The organism is Polyangiaceae bacterium (assembly GCA_016715885.1).
Lineage (GTDB): Bacteria > Myxococcota_A > Polyangia > Polyangiales > Polyangiaceae > Polyangium.
The window spans coordinates 700099-716642 of the sequence record JADJXL010000018.1 but is presented as its reverse complement, the minus strand read 5'-3'; the positions used below and the strand labels follow the sequence as shown (position 1 = coordinate 716642).

At 60.5% G+C, this 16544-nt stretch carries 16 protein-coding genes; 9 read left to right on the top strand and 7 right to left on the bottom strand.

The window, feature by feature from the left end; all coding sequences use genetic code 11:
• Positions 1–153: 153 nt before the first annotated feature.
• The 5 genes from IPM54_24145 to IPM54_24125 all read left to right on the top strand — a co-directional run bounded on the left by IPM54_24145 (position 154) and on the right by IPM54_24125 (position 5334).
• Positions 154–1026: an SDR family oxidoreductase gene (locus IPM54_24145; GenBank protein MBK9262882.1), complete on the top strand. Its 873-nt coding sequence runs from the start codon at positions 154–156 to the stop codon at positions 1024–1026.
• The gene (locus IPM54_24140; GenBank protein MBK9262881.1) at positions 1026–1880 is read left to right on the top strand and encodes a 3'-5' exonuclease; all 855 of its coding nucleotides are present in this window, start codon (positions 1026–1028) and stop codon (positions 1878–1880) included. Before IPM54_24145 ends, IPM54_24140 begins: the two co-directional genes overlap by 1 nt.
• A gap of 20 nt (positions 1881–1900) precedes the next feature.
• Positions 1901–3409, top strand: coding sequence for a hypothetical protein (locus IPM54_24135; protein ID MBK9262880.1), 1509 nt, complete (start codon positions 1901–1903; stop codon positions 3407–3409).
• A gap of 3 nt (positions 3410–3412) precedes the next feature.
• Positions 3413–3901 carry a pantetheine-phosphate adenylyltransferase gene (gene coaD / locus IPM54_24130; GenBank protein ID MBK9262879.1) on the top strand — a complete coding sequence of 163 codons (489 nt, stop codon included), beginning with the start codon at positions 3413–3415 and terminating at the stop codon, positions 3899–3901.
• 98 nt (positions 3902–3999) lie between these two features.
• Positions 4000–5334 carry a hypothetical protein gene (locus IPM54_24125; GenBank protein MBK9262878.1) on the top strand — a complete coding sequence of 445 codons (1335 nt, stop codon included), beginning with the start codon at positions 4000–4002 and terminating at the stop codon, positions 5332–5334.
• A gap of 20 nt (positions 5335–5354) precedes the next feature.
• Here IPM54_24125 and IPM54_24120 read toward each other — a convergent pair whose 3' ends face one another.
• On the bottom strand, positions 5355–6461 hold the full coding sequence (locus tag IPM54_24120; GenBank protein ID MBK9262877.1) for a prephenate dehydrogenase/arogenate dehydrogenase family protein: 1107 nt from the start codon (positions 6459–6461) through the stop codon (positions 5355–5357).
• Positions 6462–6738: 277 nt separating this feature from the next.
• On the opposite strand from IPM54_24120, the gene IPM54_24115 reads away from it, so the two are divergent.
• Entirely contained in the window at positions 6739–7137 is a 399-nt protein-coding gene (locus tag IPM54_24115) for a hypothetical protein (GenBank protein ID MBK9262876.1), read from the top strand.
• 16 nt (positions 7138–7153) lie between these two features.
• Here the strand turns inward: IPM54_24115 and IPM54_24110 are convergent, their stop codons facing one another.
• Both IPM54_24110 and IPM54_24105 read right to left on the bottom strand, forming a co-directional pair.
• A complete protein-coding gene (locus IPM54_24110; GenBank protein ID MBK9262875.1) occupies positions 7154–7624 on the bottom strand; it encodes a nuclear transport factor 2 family protein in 471 nt (156 codons plus the stop codon).
• Between the two features lie 44 nt (positions 7625–7668).
• Positions 7669–10419, bottom strand: coding sequence for a glycosyltransferase family 39 protein (locus IPM54_24105; GenBank protein MBK9262874.1), 2751 nt, complete (start codon positions 10417–10419; stop codon positions 7669–7671).
• Positions 10420–10723: 304 nt separating this feature from the next.
• Here IPM54_24105 and IPM54_24100 point away from each other — a divergent pair, with 304 nt between their 5' ends.
• The gene (locus IPM54_24100) at positions 10724–11335 is read left to right on the top strand and encodes a hypothetical protein (GenBank protein MBK9262873.1); all 612 of its coding nucleotides are present in this window, start codon (positions 10724–10726) and stop codon (positions 11333–11335) included.
• Positions 11336–11346: 11 nt separating this feature from the next.
• Here the strand turns inward: IPM54_24100 and IPM54_24095 are convergent, their stop codons facing one another.
• A complete protein-coding gene (locus IPM54_24095) occupies positions 11347–12843 on the bottom strand; it encodes a hypothetical protein (protein MBK9262872.1) in 1497 nt (498 codons plus the stop codon).
• A 2-nt stretch (positions 12844–12845) separates the two neighbouring features.
• Here IPM54_24095 and IPM54_24090 point away from each other — a divergent pair, with 2 nt between their 5' ends.
• Both IPM54_24090 and IPM54_24085 read left to right on the top strand, forming a co-directional pair.
• Entirely contained in the window at positions 12846–13511 is a 666-nt protein-coding gene (locus IPM54_24090; GenBank protein ID MBK9262871.1) for a hypothetical protein, read from the top strand.
• Positions 13508–13984, top strand: coding sequence for a hypothetical protein (locus IPM54_24085; GenBank protein MBK9262870.1), 477 nt, complete (start codon positions 13508–13510; stop codon positions 13982–13984). The genes IPM54_24090 and IPM54_24085 overlap by 4 nt, the downstream gene beginning before the upstream one ends.
• A gap of 184 nt (positions 13985–14168) precedes the next feature.
• Here IPM54_24085 and IPM54_24080 read toward each other — a convergent pair whose 3' ends face one another.
• From IPM54_24080 to IPM54_24070, 3 genes are read right to left on the bottom strand one after another with little or no spacing between them, the layout of a single operon-like run.
• Positions 14169–15128 (bottom strand): hypothetical protein, encoded by a 960-nt coding sequence (locus IPM54_24080; GenBank protein ID MBK9262869.1) that lies wholly within the window; start codon positions 15126–15128, stop codon positions 14169–14171.
• 45 nt (positions 15129–15173) lie between these two features.
• A complete protein-coding gene (locus IPM54_24075) occupies positions 15174–15842 on the bottom strand; it encodes an LON peptidase substrate-binding domain-containing protein (protein MBK9262868.1) in 669 nt (222 codons plus the stop codon).
• Positions 15843–15901: 59 nt separating this feature from the next.
• Complete coding sequence (locus tag IPM54_24070; protein MBK9262867.1) at positions 15902–16468, bottom strand: GTP cyclohydrolase I; 567 nt, start codon at positions 16466–16468, stop codon at positions 15902–15904.
• Positions 16469–16544: the final 76 nt, after the last annotated feature.

The window sequence follows — 16544 nt, the reverse complement described above, 5'->3', positions numbered from 1 at the left end:
TCGGCGCAGGCAATACGGATACCTCTCCCCTTGGCACGCTACCGAATGTAGCAACAAATGATCCCGCCCGACTGCTCCGAGCCGAAAAAATACGAGGCAACCGAGCGCAACGAGCTTGGCCCAGAACGAGCCCCTGGCCTACACCGCTGGGCCATGTTCAAAGAAAAGTGCTTGCAAGGGCGCACGGCCATCGTGACCGGCGGCGGCACGGGCCTCGGGCTGTCGATGGCCAAAAAGTTCGCCGACCTCGGTGCCAACCTCGTGCTCACCAGCCGAGATCCGTCACACACCGAACCGGCTTGCGAGGAAATTCGTGCACGCGGCGCCGACGCCATCGCCGTGCGCTGCGATGTGCGCAGCTTTCCCGAAGTCGAAGCCATGGTCGCTCGAGCCGAAGAAAAGTTTGGATCCGTAGATATTCTGGTGAACAACGCCGCTGGCAATTTCCTGTGCCCGACGGAAGATTTGTCCGCCAATGGCTTCAATGCCGTCATTTCCACAGTCTTGAACGGCACGTTTCACGCAACGCTCGCAGCCGGACGACGCATGATTGCCGGCGGAAAAGGCGGCGCAATCCTGAACATCTTGGCAACCTACGCTTGGACCGGAAGCGGGTTTGTCATTCCAAGCGCCTCGGCCAAAGCCGGCGTGATGGCCATGACGCGATCGATCGCCGTCGAGTGGGCCAAGTATCGCATCCGGGTCAACGGCGTGGCCCCCGGGCCCTTCCCAACCGACGGCGCCTGGAAAGCGCTCATGCCCGAAGGCGCGCACGAGCTTGGCAAGAGCCGCATTCCGCTCGGCCGCTACGGCGAACACGAAGAGCTCGCGAACCTCGCCGCATATCTCGTCAGCGACTACGCTGCCTACATCACAGGCGACGTGATCACGATCGATGGTGGCGCATGGCTGGCCGAGGGAGGCACGTTCAACCAGATGGCGATGATGGATCCGGAGCAAATCAAGCCGGTCATCGCCGCGATGCGGCCTCCGAAAAAGAGCACGGAACCAGGGACAAAGGGCTGATGGGGCAAAGCGCGGTCGAAGAGCCTCCTCGAGGGCCGCCGTGGGACGATCCACTGCGTGAAGCGCCGCTCGTGTTCCTCGACCTCGAGATGACGGGCCTCAGACCTGCAGTCGATCGCGTCATCGAAGTGTGCGCTCAGCGAGTTCGTGGAGACAAACTCGAAGCGTCCCTCACGACACTCGTGAAGCCCGAAGATGGCGCCTACGGTAACGCGCACGTGCACGGGATCGAACGCGAAGCGCTCGAGTCAGCGCCGACTTTCGCCGACATTGCGAAGGATCTCCTGGCCGTGATCGATGACGGGATCCTCGTGGCGCACGCGGCCGAATGGGACGTGAACTTCCTCGAAGCCGAGCTTGCACGGGCTGGAAACGCGCTGCGTTTTCCGTTTTTCCTCGACACACTCGTGCTCTCGCGCCGCGCGTTCGTGCTTCCGAGTCACGGGCTCGAAGCGCTCACGGCGTCGCTCGGCATCGAGCGGCAGCGGGCGCATCGTGCGGAGGACGACGTGCTCGCGATGCGAGAAGTGTTTCAGCGCGTCGTCGTGGCGCTCACGCCCGATACGCCGCGGGATCTTTGGCATGTGCGCATCGGGCAGCGGCATGCCCGCCCGGCGGTGGTGGATGCTGCGCGTGCCGCCGTTGGGATCGGAAAACCCGTCCGGTTACGATACCGGCCCGCACATCGAGGCCCCGAGGACCTTCTTTTCTGCGTTACGAGCGTACGAACGGACCTCGACCCACCGCGGGTTCTCGGCTATCTGCATCCCTCGCGTAGCCGTAGGGAGCTTCGGGCCGATCGGATCCTTCACATCGACCCTGCTCCCTCGAGCAACGACGAACCCGGAAAGTAGAAGCGAACGTGCGAAACCGCATGCATCCTCGTCAGACGATAATCGAACAAGACAAACCGGCTCGGCGCCTTTTGCTCGGCATCACGATGGCCGCCGGTCTTTTGCTCACGGGTTGTCCAACCGTTGGATCACTAAAGGAAGCGCGACCTCCGACGGCAGAGAAGTGGTTCCAACGAGCGCGCGAGGATTATCGGAGTGCGGACATCGAGGATGCGCGAGACTCGGTGAAGCGAGCGCTGGCGATCGTACCGAACGACAAGGAAGTACGGACGCTCGCGGCGCGCATTGCGCTCGCGGAGCTCGACTATGCCGAAACGTTGCGACTCCTCAAGGGGATCAAGGGGTCGACGGCTTCGGGGCTCCGGGGTCGAGCGTATTGGTACAATGGGGATCTCGATGCAGCGGCCGACGAGCTCGACAAATTGCTCGAGGATCCGGACGTGGTCGACGATTGGGCGAAAAACATCACGAAGTTGGCGCGGCAAGGAGCGGGGCGGACGCCATTTGCACTTTCTGGTGCGCTTTTGGCGACGACCGAATTGCCGCACGTGAATCCGTATGCGCCATTTTTCATCGTACCGGTGGAAATCGATGGCGAATCGGCGCTTGCGATGGTCGCCACGGACAGCGCCGAAGTGGCGCTCGACAACAAGACGCGGTCCGAACCGAGCTGGATTTCGATTCGTTTCGGCGGAAAGCTGGAAGTGCGTGACGTCCCTGCATTGACGCAGGATTTGTCGGGGATATCCAAGCAATTGGGGGCTCCCATCAAAGCATTGCTCGGCGTGAATCTCCTGCGCCATTTGCATGCGACGCTCGATTACGAAGGTCAACAATTCGTTGCGCGCACGTTTTCTCCTCCGCAACCGCCCGAAGCGACGCGTGTGAACCTTTCCTACATTCGTGGCGGAGGAATGATTTTGCGGGGCAAGTTTGGGGGCGATAAGGGCGAGCCCGTGAGTTTGCTCCTCAATACGTCGATGAACTTCCCGTTGGCGCTCGATGAAGCCGGCTGGAAAAAAGCGGGGCTTGCCACGAAAGACCTGCGTCTCGTGCCCGAAGATCCGGATCAGAAGCTGCGCGTGGGCGTGGTTTCGCTGGTGCGTATTGGGGCATTCGACGTGCCGCGGGTGGAAGGTGTCTTCGGGACGCCCATCGAACAAGTGGAAAAGCAAATATCGCTCGATATCGATGGCATCATGGGAACGGGGCTGCTTGCGCCGTTCCGCATTACATTCGGCGATCAAGGTCGCATGATGTGGATGGAGGACACGAGCCTGACGGTTGCGCGAATGCTTGCAGCGAGTGCGTCGAGGCAGCCTGGTGCCGAGGACGAGCTTCCCGAGGGGCTTCCGGGCATGCCGGACCCGCTCAATCCGCTTGGTCCAGGACTGCCGGGCATGGATCCTACGATGCGTACGCCGCTGCCGCCTGGGCCGACGCCGGGCGTTCCACCTGCACCAGGAGGCGCTCCAACGCCGGCTCCGCCTGGAGGCGCAAAGCCGCAACGAAATGCCCCGGAGCAGTGAGCCATGACTGGACCGATTGCGGTATATGCAGGCAGCTTCGATCCGCCCACGCGAGGTCATTTGGACTTGATGGAGCGGGCGGCGAAATTGTTCGAGAAAGTGGTGATTGCCATTGGTCGGCATCCGACACGCAATCCACTCTTCTCATTCGACGAGCGGCTCGGCCTTTTGCGTGAAGTGACGAAAGGCATTCCGAATTTGTCGATCGATTCGTTCGAGGGACTGCTTTATCAGTATTGCGACCGCATTGGGGCGACGGTCATCGTGCGCGGGTTGCGAGCAGCGACGGACTTCGAATACGAGCTACAAATCGCGCATGCCAATGCCGATATGGCTCCGCACATCGACACGGTGTTTTTGCCGACGCGAACCAATTATGGGTTCGTCTCGGCGTCACTCGTGCGGGAAATTGCCAGCCACGGGGGTGACGTGAGTCATTACGCACCTCCGAGCGTGTGCGAGGCATTGAAGAAAAAGTTCGCGCGAGGATAACGCACCGCACAATGGCATTGCGGTAGCCCACGGCGCCGATTTCTCTCGACCCGTCACCTGCAATTCGGGCATGATCGAGCTTTCCAGGGAGGCTTGGCATGAACGGTTTGTCTACGCTGCGGCTCTTGGGTACGGCCGTCTTCACGATGTTCGTGGGTTTGTCGGTGGCTGCTTGTGAAGGCGAAACGACGACGACTCCGACGGGAGGAAGTGGGGGCAGCGGCGGAGGGGGAAACGCCGCGAGCAATGGCGAGCAGTATGCACAAGCCATCTGCGATCGAGTTTTCGATTGCTGCAATACGGCGGAGCTTGCGGAACGATTCAACGGCAATTCCGTCGTCGATTACGCTGGTTGTCGCATCTTGTATCGCACGATTTGGGAAGCGGCCATCGAACCCGTCGTCAAAGACGGCGAAAGTGCGGGGCGCGTGTCGTTCAACCAAGCGAACTTCGACAAGTGCATGGCAACGGTGGGCGACCTGTCCTGTGCCGACTTTTCCTTGGGACCAGTCGATTGCGAGGACGTCTTCACGCCCAAAGTCGCGGTCGGTGGGGCGTGTTATTCGGACCTGGAATGCATCGATGAAGAATGCGACATTCCGAATGGCGCGTCCATGGGAACATGCATCGCAAAGCCAACGCCCGTGGGAATGGGCGGCGCATGCACCGAGAACGACGGGTGCGAATCGGGCCTTTATTGCAATGGAATGACATGCGAAGCATTGAAGGCCGATGGTCAAGATTGTTTCAACGATGATGAATGCCAAGCGGGCACGTGCGTGGGCGATGCGCAAGGCATGGGAAAGTGCGGCAAGGTATGTGAAGGTGGAGGCCCGGGAAGCGGCCCCGTCGATACGGTGCTCGAATCCATCGGCGGACCGTTCATCATTGCTCAATGCGACAAAGCTTTCGACTGCTGCATTGGCGACGAGCTCGATGCCGTGCTGTTTCCAGGCATGCGCACCAAGGCAGGATGCTTGTCCCTTTACGGAGCGTTCCTGGGACTGGCGCTCGTCGAAATGCACAACAGCGTCGTCGAGAAAAAAGTCGAAATTGATGGCGCAGCCTTCCAGAAGTGCATCGATGATTATGAAGCGCAGACGTGCCAGGATTTTTCCAAAGGCACCGGCATTGAATGCACGGACGCCATCAAAGGGCTGCTGGCCGATGGCACTTCGTGCACCGACGATGCGCAATGCACCAGCAAATACTGTAACGAATCCATGCCGAATCAAGGCACGTGCGCCACGCTTCCGGGCGCGGGTGCGCCTTGTTCGGACGATTGCGCCGACGGTTTCTATTGCGAAGGCGGCATGTGCGCCGCACAAAAGGCCGCTGGATCCGCTTGTTCGTCGACGAGCGAATGCAGCGAAGGACGCTGTCATGGCCAAAGCGGCATGAAAACCTGCCAGCTCATTTGTGACGGCATCTGAATTACGGACGACGGTACGCCTCACGTTTCGCGCAATTGCGTTCGCCTCGATATACGCAATATCGCTTCGAAAATATCCCCCACTCCCTCGGGATCGAGTCCCTCGGCAATCGCCCATGCGCGCCGGTTGACCAAAAGCTCCGCTTCACGCACGCTGTCGACGATTCCCAGCCCAAGCCGCGCCTTCGCACGCCTCGCTCGCCGAGCAAGTTCCATACGGCGCCCGAGGAGCGTCATCAGCTCACGGTCCAAATCGTCAATGAGATCGCGTGTTTCCCGAAGATCCGGCGCCACCGCGGGAGCATTGCCGATCGCGAGATCGCTTGCGACAGCTCCGCTCGAAGCATTTGTCTGCGCCTCCTCCGCAAGGCGTGCATCGATTGCAATGAGCGCTTCGATGAACTTTTTCCGAACCGCCGCGGCATACGGATTTTCGCGTTGAATTGCAGCAAACAAATGCCCCGCGTCCGACCGAACGACATCCACCGTACGCGTAATCGCTTGAAATGAAGGCGGTGCATTGGGGACGTCGAGCCCCATGTTCGCCTCGAGCACGCCTTTTGCGACAAAAAAGGCGAGCGCGTGGGTTTCGGCCATTCTACGATCGTGCAATTCGGCGGTTTCTTCGAGAATCTCACACCCGATCGCTTCATACAGTGCTCGAGCGCGAACGGCGGCATCGGGATGCATGGAATTCGGACAAACCACGACACGCAAAGGTCGCTCGGCAAGCGCCAGACTCGTTGGCCCAAATAGCGGATGCGTACCGACCCAAGGCACCCGATTTCCGAGCACTTCCGCGAGCACCTCGACCGGGCCCACCTTGACGCTACCCACGTCCAGGACGATTTGCGAAGAATCGAGAAATGGCGCGATTTCTTCGAGTGCCGTGCGCATTGCGTCAATGGGCACGGCAAGGATGACGTGGCTTGCTCCGCGTACTAGGTATTCGGGTGAAGACGCGACCAAAGCGACTGGAATGCTCGCCCTCGCATCGTAGGCTCGCACATCTGCGCCCGCGTCGACGAAAAGGCTGGCCAAAGCTCGACCGAACCGACCGTAACCAAGGATCGCAATGGTCGCATTGGTTTCAGCCGCCGCGCGTTTGCACGGAACATTGGCACCCATTCGCTCCATGCTCGATGTGCCTAGCAAGTGGGAGGCCAGGCAGAGCCATGGTCAACGTCCACGGCGTATCTCGATCACCCAAGTCCTTTTGGCATGACTTCTTTTTTTCTCGCACCATTCCCGAGTTTTTGGCCAGCTTTCGCGACCCGGCGCTCAATCCAAGAACGCGTAAGCTGAGCCACGTGGCCAACTCATGGCGCGCCTTGCTTTTACGAACGAGATGGAAGCGTGCCGAGAATGAACCCAACGGTCGAAGTTCGTAGTATCATCGATAGCGATGGAAGACCTTTCTACATTCTCTTTCGCGCTGCGGCACAAGGTTGGTTTGGCTCTCCTTTCGATGATGCTACCGCTCGTGGTCGCTGGTTGTTACACGAACGTCTTTGCATCGAAATTCGAATCGTGCGAAGAGGTGAACGCGGAGCTCGAGGAGGAGCTGTCGCATCTGCAAGGGTGCTCGGACGATACCGAGTGTGGTCAGATTTTGGAAGGCACGAGTTGCGGCTGCACGAACGAGCTCGTTGCGCGCAAGGAATTCGACACGACGCGTTTTCGAGCTCTTCAGGGTCGCGGTGAAGAGCTGGGTTGTGCGGCGAAGACCAGCGATTGCTCGTGCCCGGCCGCGGATGGGTTTGTCTGTACGAATGGCGTATGCGGGTGGAAATACGCGCAGTGATGGGAATCAGCAACGGTCAGCGCGACTTCGCCATGAAGTCCGCGAGGCCCTTGGCGGCCTTTTTGCGCACGCCATTACGTAGAATTGGCGTCCATCCCAAAAGAAGTCCCGCCGGCCCGAGCGCCATGCGGCTCCAGCGCCAAAAATCGAATTGATCCTCGTGCCGGTAAATCTTGCCGTCGCGAAATTCGAATTGGGCATCGATGGTGTTGTGCACTTTGCGTCCCGAGCCGGAAAACGTGTACCGCGCCTCCCAATGCGCGCTGCCCGTCGAATCATCGGCTCGCACGGCATTGAACGTCAGCTCGAGGTCTTTGCCACGGGCGCACAACATGCGCCACATGCCTCGCGCTGCGTCTCCGCGTAGGTCAGGAAAAACCGGGTCGGAGAAAAGAACGTCCTGGTGATAACACGCCGCCATTCCGTCGGCATCACGCTTTTGGAAGCTCTGGTAAAACCTTTCGATCAGTTGCTCGTTCGGATGCATTGGATTCCTTCGATGGTCGGTGTTCGTCGGTCGCGTTCTTTCCATCACTCGAACGTCGCACGTACCAAGCCAAACTTGTTGTTGAGCTCCGGCGGCGTCAGCTTGTCGAACTTGCGCGGATTACCCAGCTCGGTCGACAAATTGCCCATGCGCGTGTGTTCGGTGACGAAGTAAAACGTCTTCAGCCCCGTCTTTTTTTGCGCCAGGATGTAATCCTGAAACTTCTTGCCGCTCGATACGAACGCCGGTACGGCATTGCCCATATAAAAATTTTCGCCTTTCCAGTTCATCTGGAAGGCAATGAGCGGGCCCGGAACGTCTCGCGATTCGCGATAATAGGCCATGATCGTTTCGCGCTGTCCCCAATGCGGCGACAGCTTGAACAGATACACGTCGATGCCCCAGGCGGCGAACATCACGCCCATTCCGAGCATCGCCCAAACGATCCATTTTCGCATGCGCGCCCATACGAGCGCGAGCGTGAGCGCCGCCGCTGCAAGGGTGAAAAACCACAACGCCGGGCGAAAATCGAGTGTCGGGGGAAAGATTCGCCGGTAATTGTACGTGAACAAATGCAAGAGGCGCGCTTGATCGACGAGGCCCGAGCGCAAGCCTGCCATGTCCCGACCGACGAATACGACGACCAGCGCCCCCGCCAAACCCGCCGCGCCATACATGATTCGTTCGTAACGCTCTTGAAAGCTCGCGCCCTTGGAATACGCCCCGCTACGCGTCACCATTTCGTCGAGCAATACGCCCGTGAGCATCGCTGCCGCTGGAAGCGCCGGCATGATGTAATGGTGGAATTTTGTGAGCATCAACGTGAAGAGCGCGAATGCAAAGAGAAACCACATCGAAAGAAAAACCGACGCATCCGATCGCCTATCCGATTCCTCGGAACGCTTGAGCCAATGCACGAGCGCCACCGGGACGAGCCCCGTCCAGGGAAACATGGCATAACCGAGTTGCCAGACGTAATATCGGAAGCCGACGTCGTCGCCTTCGTTCGTATCGTGCACATGCGTGAATGCACGCTTGAACATGTCGTGGAAAAGCAGTCGATCGGTAAACGGTTGACCGTGCCGGACGTACATCGCGACGAACCACGGAAGCGCCACGCACAGGAGCACGAGCAGTCCGGCGACGATTTCCATGCGCAATAGATCGCGCCACCTTCGCGTCACGATGACGTACACGAGCGCGCAAAGAACGGGCAGCCCGAAACCCGCCGGGCCTTTGGCCATCGTCGACAAAGCCGCAAAAAACCACGCGGCCAAGAAAAAGAGCCGCTGCGCTCGCCTTTCACCCCACGACAAATACAAAAGGAGCCCGAGCGCCTGAATCCAGAGTATCGATTGCAGCGCCGGCTGGAGCCCTCGAACGACCGGAAAGACATCCCGGCAAGCTTCATTTCCGGGCAGTCCACAATTTCCCGGCGAACCGGCACGAAATGCATCGACATGAAATCGAATGTCGAATGGACTTGGAACGATTTCGATGTTGCGCGAAACGAGGTAGATGATTTGGGGAAGCGCGCACGCGACGATCGCCCCGAGCACGAGGTGATATGCCGATAGGCGAAATGCTTGGCCCGCTGCGCGAACTTCGTAGACGCGTACCTGCCGATCCGGATCTTCGTGAATACCGAGCAAAAACAGCGCCATCGCCGCCGACATGGATGCAACGAATGGCATGTCCGCCATGGTTTGGTGCGAAACCAAAAACCACTGCGGCATCGTGCTCAAGACGACGCCCCCGAAAAACCCTGCACGACGCCCGAAAACGCGCGCGACGGCTTTGTAGAGCAGATACGTCGCAACGAGGGTGATCAGGAAAACTGGTAATCGTATCGCCCACTCCGGCCAAGGCACTCGTCCTTCGGTTACGGCCGAGAGCATGGCTTTGGGAGCATAACGCACGCCAAACGATGCCATCGCGAGTGCTTGCACCCAGAAGTTGAAAATGGGCTTCGACCAGAACCAACCTTCTTGGGCCCACCACAAAGAAATCCAGTCATTTCGCGACAATATCTCGCGCGCCACTTCGCCATAATGCGTCTCCCACGGATCGCTGAGGGAATGGCTTCCCAGCGTGGGGAGATAAAGCAGCGTCACGAGCGTCACGAGCCAGAAACCGTGGCGCTTTCGCAAAGGCAATGGCTCGGAACCCGTCCATACGCCGAGCCGTTCTGCTGTTCGCGCAAGACCGAATACGGACGCCAAAAAGCAGGCCGGAATGACGATGGCCGAAAAAATAGGCCCGATGTGACCTGCGACCGCAAGTGAAATAGCTCCGACAAACCCAAGCGCACCGCTTGCAAATATCGCCAGCGGTTCTGCAAGCTCGCGAATTTGAACACGTTTTGCCACGCGCTCGTCGGGGTCGTCGAACGAGCCGCTCAGGTCGAGCACGCCGAAGGTCGCGATGAGAATCGCCAAGAAGGCAAGCGGCACACCCAGTCGGTACTGAGGGCGCAGCGCCATGATGATCAGCGCCGCGATGACTCCACCAGCCAGCGCCGATCCACCACGCACGAGGCGCAGCGGGTTGCCCGGAGACAGAAGCACCTCGGGCTCGGGAGCTTCGGGCGGATCGTCCTCCGATGTTACGCCGTCGTTCTTTTTCGTCTCGCTCTCGACTTCGCCAGCAGCGTCGTCTTCGTCGTCGGCGCCTTCATCATCCGCATCATCCGCGTCGTCGTCCTCGTCGCCGTCGCTGGTCTTTTCCGCTTCGGCAGCGGCTTCCGTTGCGGCTTCTGCGTCTGGCTTCGAGGATGCTTCCGCGTTCGACGACATGTCAGCGTCGGACGGTTCCGGGGTGGTGTCCAAAGGGCTCGCGCTGTCCTTGGTTTCGCTCATGGCTTGCAGCACCCCGTCGATCGGGAGGACAGACTGCCTAGCAACTCTGCGCGCCGAGGCAAAGAGGGAGGGCGACTCGTTGGCACCGATTCTGCACAGATGATGTAAGATGACACGCAATTATCCAAAGTGGTTGGCACCATTTGGTTGTGTTTTGAGTCACTTCACAAAGTGGTCGGCACCTTTGCAAAGATCGCGACCTCACATTTTTCTCAGGTGGTTGGCACCTTTGCTCGTAGTCGTGCTCACCCAGGCTGGAACTGCACATGCGGACTTGCCTCCGGCTCCGTGGCAGCTTGGACAGGCTGGAACGAGCGACACGACGCCGCGAGAACCGCGAGCGCAGTGGGTTTCGGCGTTTACGATCGATCCGGCGACGCCGGCATTTTTGCCCCTGCGCGGCGGAAATGTGGGCTTTCCATTTGCGCTCACCTGCGCTCCCAACGAGCTCGTCGTGGGTCTTTGGGGGCGTGCAGGCAATACGATCGATACCCTCGGCCTTTTATGCGCTCGCATGCGGCCCAATGGAACGCTCGGATTCACCGAACAACGACCGGACCTCGGTAATGCAATGACTCCGCCTTTTTCATTGCAATGCCCAAAGCACGAAGTGATCATCAGCTTGCGAGGGCTTGCTGCGACGAAAGTCGACCGTTTGGGTGGGCGATGTGCACGCGTGAGGGCCTGGGTGATGCAAGGCAAGCGAGGCGCGGTGCTCCCTTCGGTCGGAGGTTCCATGGGACTACCTTTTACCGATGAATGCCCGACAGGGTATATGCTCCAAGGTATCGTGGGGTTCGTGAATGGCACGATCAACGCCATTCAGGGGCTTTGCGTGCCCATCGTCACGTGAATGCTCACGCGTCAGCGTATCAGTGTCACCGTGTACGACCGGGCCATTTCGAGCTCGTCTGGATCATAGGGATGGCTTCGATCGATGCTTCCCACGTTGACGCCGACGACGATGAGCCCCGCGACGCCTCGAAGCCCGACGATCGATCGTTCGGCATGCGTGGCTCCGCGAATCCCCGCAATCGTAATGCGACCCATTTCGATTCCGTGCGCGTCGACTTTGACGACGGCCCAATGAAACAAGACCCCCGCTTCCCAATCCGCAACGAATCCAAGGTCGATGTCTTCCGGAGCCCCTTGCAAATCGACCCATAGATACGTGGCCCCCGTCGGCTCGATCGGGCGTAGCGGCGCGAGCCTTCGAGGTAGCGTTGCATGCGGAATGTTCCATTCGAAGCGCACTCGCCCGGCATCGCCGTATTTGGCGACATCCACGAGGTGCCCGTCGTCGCTGCGAGATCCCACGAATGCTCGATTCACGGCAAATTCGAGCAACAAATCCTCGATGGGTTTGCCACGAGCTCGCGTATTGCTCCGCAAAGCATCGAACAAGTCCGGCTCGTTCGCGAAATGCAACGCGTCCCGAGGTGAACGTTGTGCCGATACGGCCAAAAGGCTCGACAATACGCCGCCGGGAAAACCAATGCCGTACGTATCGTCGAGATACCGCCCGAAAAGAAAGGCTCCCGTAGCTTCGTCTGCATGACGAAAGCCGAGCCGCCGCTCGGGAAAACGTTGAAAGTCATCGACAGCGGCAATACTGGCGCTCGCGCAATCCGTGACGACGTCCGCCAAGTGCGCTTCGGCCATCGCCAATGCAGCGTCTTCGATGCCTGCGTCGAGGCGCAACATGGCAGCGCGCGTCAAACCTCGAGCCACCGCGGCCTCCGAATCACAAGCAAATGGCGCTACGGGAGGCGGCAAAATTGTAAATGCCGACGCTTGATCCCAAACGCGTCCAGCGGGCATCCAGTCGGAAATCGTGATGGAAACGGCCGGTTCAGAAAGGAGGTAAATATCGTAACGATCATCGCCCCCAAGGCGTCCATCTGGCAGAGGCTGGGGCAACCCGAGCGCCGAAGTAACGCGGTAAAACCGCTCGGCCGAATGGAGAACGTGCTCCAGGGAAACGTCGCTCACGTTGGCTTCCGCGTGCACGCACACGGGAGCCCAGAACGAACACGCGAGGCGAGGAGCATCTGCTGCGGCGGGCCTTTGGCGAGCGGGAAAGATGCTTGGACCGGCGGCACCCGGCGACTTGGTCACAGCGGCATCACCGTCGGATTTGGGCAGGCTGTCAGGGATGGGCGCCGCGGCTGATTGCGCATGCGCTGGTGCGTCTCCGGCGGCGGCTAGGCCAAACGCGGCAACCACCATCAGCATGGTCCGCAGCGAAAGGAACGTCGTGGTCAATCGAATGCCCACTTGGCGTGCATCGAGAGCCTTTTGACCCGGAACATTCGCTTGCGCCTTCGGAAAGTGGTCGGGCCCCAGAAGACCGCTCGGCACAAGTGAGCTATGTACACGAAAGTGATAGCGGGCAGGTCAAGATCGAAATCGTGTTGCCAGCAGGGCATCCGGAGGGGGCGGTGACGAGTCGTCTCGGGCCACGCGACGGGACACTTTCGTTCGACCTCGCCGAGGGCCTCGTTCGCCTCGGAGGCGAAGCGCGGGTTGTCTTGCCCGCATCGGTCGTTCTGTCGATCGTTGGAGCAGCAACGGCTGAGGCTCGGCGCGGCTTTGGTCGCGCGCTTGGAGAGTCCATCGGGCACGTAGCGACGATTCGTATGAGAGAAGAAGATTTTGCCGCACCGCTGGCGCTGGTCGATGCGAGCCCCGAGGCAGCGCTGTCGGAGCTTGCGGCGGCTTGGGCACTTGCGGGACTTGGCGGGCTCGGGATGGAGCGTTGGGGACGAGCGCTGGTGATGACGGTCGACAACTCGCCGCTTGGTCGCGAAGGCGACGAGCTACTCGAAGTGGCGCTCGAAGGCGCGCTCGAGGCGGCAACGGGGAGGCGGATGCACGTGGCTCGCATCGATAGAAGTCGGTCGCAGCTCCGGTTTTTCGTAGGCAACGCGAACGCCGTGGCGAAGGTGCGATCGCTCATCGCACGGGAGACGCCATGGCCTGATGCGCTGTCGATGTTGCACTCGGACGGGGTGCGAGGTGAGGCGTGAGTGATTCGGACGACCTCGTGCCGCCGGCGTCATCGCGACAGGCTCGACCCGTTCGAGACTGCTTGCCGCTCGATGATGGGTTGCCTGGGGTGATCGATCCGGATGCGCTTCCAGCGCCGGAGTCCGAGGAGAGGCATCCTGCATCGCGCAAGGTTGCGAGCGTTCGGGGCGCGGAGATCGACGCGGACGTGGAGGACTTTTCGCAATGGGAGATCGACGGGATTGCTGCCGAGCCGCCATCGACGCGCAAAGCTGGTAGGCCGGTGGTCGATGGGAAAGCGGCTGCCGATGCGTTCGTGACGATTGGGCGCAACGTCGCCGATGGGGACGCCATTGCGCCCGACGTCGTGCGGCGAGCGCTTCCCGACACGGAGCTCGTGGTGCTGATTTCTTCGACGCGTGCGCAGCGCCCGCTGACGTTTGGCGAGCTCTTGGATGCGGCGCTCGAGCTGGGGGAGCGCCTCACCCCCTAGCCCCCTCTCCGCAAGCGGAGAGGGGGAACAGACCTCACCCCCTGGCCCCCTCTCCCTGCCGGGAGAGGGGGAACCGCACCTCGCTCAACGCTCTTTCTCCCCCTCTCCACACGTGGAGAGGGGGTCGGGGGGTGAGGCATTCTCCCCCTCTCCGCTTGCGGAGAGGGGGTCGGGGGGTGAGGTGCTATTTTTTTTGAGGACCAAGTGTTCGCCCGATGAAGGCGTACACGTCCAAGTTGTCGCGTGGGGTTTGTCCCAGCGCCGTCAAACGTTTCGCGAGCTCTTCGGCGAGCTGCTTCATGCGGCCATATGCCGCTGCGTTCGGAACGCGCTCGTAACGCAGGTCGAAGCCCAAGAGCGCTGCTTGCTTCTCGTAATACGAGGGCTTGACGAATGCGTGTTCGTTCGGAAAAACGAGTGACGAGAGCACCGTTGCCAGCGGCCATGTCGCGAGTTGTGCTTCGGCGAGCGTCGCGACGAATCGATCGAATCGAGCATCGTAGGCTCCGTCGCCGTGGAGCAGTTCCCGAAGAGCTTCGGCAAACGCGCGATCACGTTCCGCCGGCATCTTGTTGAAAGGAATGATGTCGCCGAGCGGATGCAAAAGCCCCGCGGCCGCCTTGTGCACCGCGCGAACATTCGCCAGAACCTCGGCAAACGCCGACGCTCCGATGAGCCGATCGAGCTCGGCCTTCGCAAACAGCGACTGCGCCATGGCGATGGCTTGCGCCTTGCCAGCCTTGGACTTTTTTTCTGCATCGACCGTCACGACGCCCCGTTCGTCTTTCACGAACCGATCACCGGCAAACCCGCCCGGGAAAATCTCCATGAAACGGGCATACTGCGCGTCGAAGTTGGCCAAAGGCACGGCGACGACACGCGTCTTGGACTTGGTGGTCGTGCTGCGTTGGTCCCGAAGCGAGCGAACTTTCTTCTCGAGTGCCGCAATTTCTGCGGTTCCAAGCGAAACGGGCTCGAGCTTGGACCAGAAAGCCTTGGCAATCGAATGGCTGTGGCCATCTTCGAAGTCGTAAAACCGCTTTTCGTCGCGCTCTTCGGCGAGATATCCGAGGCCCCATTCGGGGCAACTCACATGCTTGACGACGATCGGCGCATTGGCGGTCATGGGGGCAGGTGCGGTCATAGGTGCGCCAGGTTAGCCCAAGGTGACCAAGGCGCACGCTCTGCTCTAGTTCAATTCGCGGTCGCCCGATCCAAAAGCCAAACGCTGAAGAGCGAGCGCTTCAGCAACACGGCGCACGCGCTCCCCAGTGTCCATCGTTTCCAAAATCACTTGACGCTCACGCGCATCCAGCACGAGCTGGTGTGCACACAAGTCCGCAAGGACGCCAGGTGACGCACCCGGTGGAAATCGGAGCTCGAACCCACCGTGGCTCTTGTCGAGCAGTGCAGCAAATGCAGACGCGCTGGCCATGAGCGCCATCACCTCGGGCGCCGGCACGTCCTCGGGCGGGGACGTGATGATCTGCGCTTGGGCTCGGCGATACGGCGGCTCGAATGGCAGTTCGCAAAGACGCACCCGGCCGCGCCCTCGAAGCAGGATGTCGTAGCGACCACCGGGAAGCTCGACATGATCGACGATGACGCCCACGCCGGCGATGTCGGCGATCTCGGGATGTCCTTGTTCGTCGACGCGACCCTTGTCCTTGATCATGACGACGGCCAGCGCTCGATGCCCTTGAAGGACATCACGCACCATCGCTCGATACCGCGGTTCGAAGACGTGTAGCGGCAGAAATGCGCCCGGGAACAGGACCGCGTTGGGCAGCGGAAACAGCGGCAACGCGCCCAGTGCAACCGCGATGTCGGACGGCTCCCTCCCGGCAGGTGCACTCATGCCCCGAACGTAGCACGTGCCGCAGAGAGCGACACACCGAGCACCGCAACGAGAATGCGTCAACGACCAAGCGCCGTGAGCGCGAGCGTTCGGCCTTCGGCGTCTTTGGCAAACGCACCACCAAACGCGATCGTCTCGACAATCGCGCTCGTCTTGCGTTCGCCCCGAGAAACCAAGCAGGTGTGCGTGAGCGCGAGGCGACAGAGCGCCGCTTCGGCACCAAGCTCGGAGCACACGAGATCGACCACCGTCGTGCCGATCTGCTCCTGCAAAATGAGCCGCCGTGCGACGACGTCGACGACGCGCGCGAGCGTACCTATGCCAGCCACGCGAGCCCCCGGTAGATACGCGATCGCGGCGCTGCCGAACGCGGGCAGCAAGTGGTGAGGACAAACCGTGGTCACCGCCAAGTCACGCACGATGACGAGGTTCGTACCGGCAGGATCGACCGCCAGCGATCCTTCGCGAAGCACCGCGGCTGCGTCGATGGATTGGCCTTCGAGCAAGTCATCTGCCCACGCATCCGCAACGCGTTCACCCGTGCCTTCGAGCTCGCCGGTCGGTTCGTGCCCGAGAGCGCGCAAAAAGTCTTCGATCGCTCGCGCAGCAGCGGTTCTGTCAATCACACGGTGAGTCATACGAGCGCCGCATTCGCCCGGCAAATTCTCGACGTTACGTCGAGACAAACGACCGACCGATGAG

What these genes read in the sequence shown, in the direction of transcription:
- IPM54_24120 (MBK9262877.1), bottom strand. Translation starts at nt 6,461, where the DNA reads ATGGGTGCCAATGTTCCGTGCAAACGCGCGGCGGCTGAAACCAATGCG.
- IPM54_24145 (MBK9262882.1), top strand. Translation starts at nt 154, where the DNA reads ATGTTCAAAGAAAAGTGCTTGCAAGGGCGCACGGCCATCGTGACCGGC.
- IPM54_24105 (MBK9262874.1), bottom strand. Translation starts at nt 10,419, where the DNA reads ATGTCGTCGAACGCGGAAGCATCCTCGAAGCCAGACGCAGAAGCCGCA.
- IPM54_24135 (MBK9262880.1), top strand. Translation starts at nt 1,901, where the DNA reads ATGCATCCTCGTCAGACGATAATCGAACAAGACAAACCGGCTCGGCGC.
- IPM54_24115 (MBK9262876.1), top strand. Translation starts at nt 6,739, where the DNA reads ATGGAAGACCTTTCTACATTCTCTTTCGCGCTGCGGCACAAGGTTGGT.
- IPM54_24125 (MBK9262878.1), top strand. Translation starts at nt 4,000, where the DNA reads ATGAACGGTTTGTCTACGCTGCGGCTCTTGGGTACGGCCGTCTTCACG.
- IPM54_24080 (MBK9262869.1), bottom strand. Translation starts at nt 15,128, where the DNA reads ATGACCGCACCTGCCCCCATGACCGCCAATGCGCCGATCGTCGTCAAG.
- IPM54_24140 (MBK9262881.1), top strand. Translation starts at nt 1,026, where the DNA reads ATGGGGCAAAGCGCGGTCGAAGAGCCTCCTCGAGGGCCGCCGTGGGAC.
- IPM54_24110 (MBK9262875.1), bottom strand. Translation starts at nt 7,624, where the DNA reads ATGCATCCGAACGAGCAACTGATCGAAAGGTTTTACCAGAGCTTCCAA.
- coaD (MBK9262879.1), top strand. Translation starts at nt 3,413, where the DNA reads ATGACTGGACCGATTGCGGTATATGCAGGCAGCTTCGATCCGCCCACG.
- IPM54_24075 (MBK9262868.1), bottom strand. Translation starts at nt 15,842, where the DNA reads ATGAGTGCACCTGCCGGGAGGGAGCCGTCCGACATCGCGGTTGCACTG.